Origin of the sequence: Acinetobacter sp. AKBS16 (assembly GCF_002899995.1) — a bacterium.
Taxonomy (GTDB): domain Bacteria; phylum Pseudomonadota; class Gammaproteobacteria; order Pseudomonadales; family Moraxellaceae; genus Acinetobacter; species Acinetobacter baumannii.
In genome coordinates, this window is the sequence record NZ_POYH01000070.1 from 1 (window position 1) to 2,042 (window position 2,042).

Sequence of the window (2,042 nt, forward strand, 5' to 3'; positions counted from 1 at the left end):
AAGGCTATTGGTGTAGATGTCGAAGGTGGTGGCTATTACCATGTTCATGGGGTATCTACTGACGAAACCTCAGAAGCAGCAGATGATGATCATGAAGATGATCTCTGGTTTGCGTTAGCGCAAGCAATAACTAAAGAAGACTATGAGAGCTTAACAACGCTTTGTATGGATTATTGTGCTTTATGGAATGAGTTTTGGGATGCACAAATTGCTGATATTCACTACTTAGAAGCAAAGAAGTTAGCATAACTTGTATTCATAGTAAGACGAATAATTGATAAAAACTAAAAAGCCTATTCATATATGAATAGGCTTTTTTAATACTTTAAATCCAGCCCATCTATAAACTAATAACCTGAAGTATTTCATTTAATACATTATTTGCATCTGTGGGAAAATGATAGAATTACGAAAGTCAGTAAGTTGATATGTATGGGGCTTAAAAACATGCATCCTATAAGTGTGAGTAAATGAATACATTCATATACAGCTATCTGAAATTTTTAACCTATTGAAAGTACAAAGGTTTAAGTCTTGTTCCAACCATTTACAATCCAAACCAGATTAGGCGGATTCTACTTCTTTTATTATTCCATTGTTGGCACATTTATGCCGTATTGGAATTTATATCTCCAAGATCAGGGATTTAATTATCAAGAGATAGGTATTTTATCTTCTATTGCTATTGTGACGCGCTTCTTTGCCCCTTTGGTTTGGGGCTGGATCGCCGATAAATCCGGTAAAAGAATGCTATTAGTGCGGATTGCCACATGGATGGAGGCATGTATATGGTTGGCTATTTTTATAATTCCTAATACTTTTCAGTCAGTTGCTTTATTGATGCTTATTTTTAGTTTTTTCCAAAATGCTATTTTAGCTCAATTTGAAGGAGTAACTTTATTTTGGTTAGGAGACCAAAGGGCGAAACTTTATGGCAAGATTCGAAAATGGGGATCAGTTGGGTTTATTGTAGGTGTATTTACAATAGGGGCAATTTTAGAAATCATTCCGATTTCAATGTTGCCTATATTATTGCTTATCATTGCCTCCTTAGCATTTATTTGGGCATTTACGATACGTGAACCAGAAGGGGCCCCAACTTCACAAAAGCATTTAGAACCTTTATTGCCTGTGCTGAAACGTCCTGAAGTTGCTGCTTTTTTCACAATTGAGTTTATTCTTCTTTTTTCACATGCACCTTTTTATAGCTTCTATAGCAATTTTCTGAAATCGTTAAATTTTAGTACAACGGAAATTGGCTTTTTATGGGCTATGGGCGTGGTTTCTGAAATTATGATGTTTGCATATGCAACTACGTTTTTTAAATATTTTTCTTGGCGTAGCCTTGTAGCAGTATGTTTGATTTTGACAAGTATACGCTGGTTATTAGTTGCTATTTTCTCTCACTATTTCATAGGTCAGCTATTTGCACAGTGCCTACACGCCTTTAGTTTTGGCTTATTTCATCTCATCGCAATGCGGCTTATCTTTCAAAACTTTTCAATAGGGCAACAAGGTCGAGGTCAGGCTTTTTATAGCACCATGTGGGGGCTTGGAGTGGCGTTTGGGAGCATTTTGGCTGGTCATTACTGGAAAATTCTTACGGGCGAGCATATTTTTATGATCGCTGCTTTAGTGGTTCTATTGGGTTTGTGCTTTGTCTATTGGTTGCCTAAACGAATCGAAAAGTCAGTTTCTTAGATTAAATAGTGATAAAAATTGTTAGGAATACCGAGTTAAAGATAGAAATTGTTTGATGAGAAGTATCGGTTCGTTACGGTTGAAAAATATTGTTTTTATATGGTTATGAAACAATGTTTTTCTAAAAAAATGTGCTAACTTAAACCCATGCGTTTAATGATTAATAAATCTATGAAAAATATTTATATTATGGGATTATTATTGGCTTGTTCTGGTTTTGCTATGGCTGAGACAGTGACTCAACAGCCAACAGCACAACCTGTTCGCACTGCAAGTAATCCTAATGCTATACGTATTGTTACGCGTCCTGAAATTATGGGATTATGGGGAATGGAGATTCC

At 35.7% G+C, this 2,042-nt stretch carries 1 protein-coding gene and 2 pseudogenes; all 3 read left to right on the plus strand.

What is annotated here, in order from left to right; all coding sequences use genetic code 11:
- Positions 1-249: pseudogene (locus C1642_RS12815) on the plus strand (hypothetical protein); the annotation flags it as partial.
- 285 nt (positions 250-534) lie between these two features.
- Entirely contained in the window at positions 535-1,701 is a 1,167-nt protein-coding gene (locus C1642_RS12820) for an MFS transporter (RefSeq protein WP_213064277.1), read from the plus strand.
- A 201-nt stretch (positions 1,702-1,902) separates the two neighbouring features.
- A pseudogene (locus tag C1642_RS19320) lies at positions 1,903-2,042 on the plus strand (hypothetical protein); the annotation flags it as partial.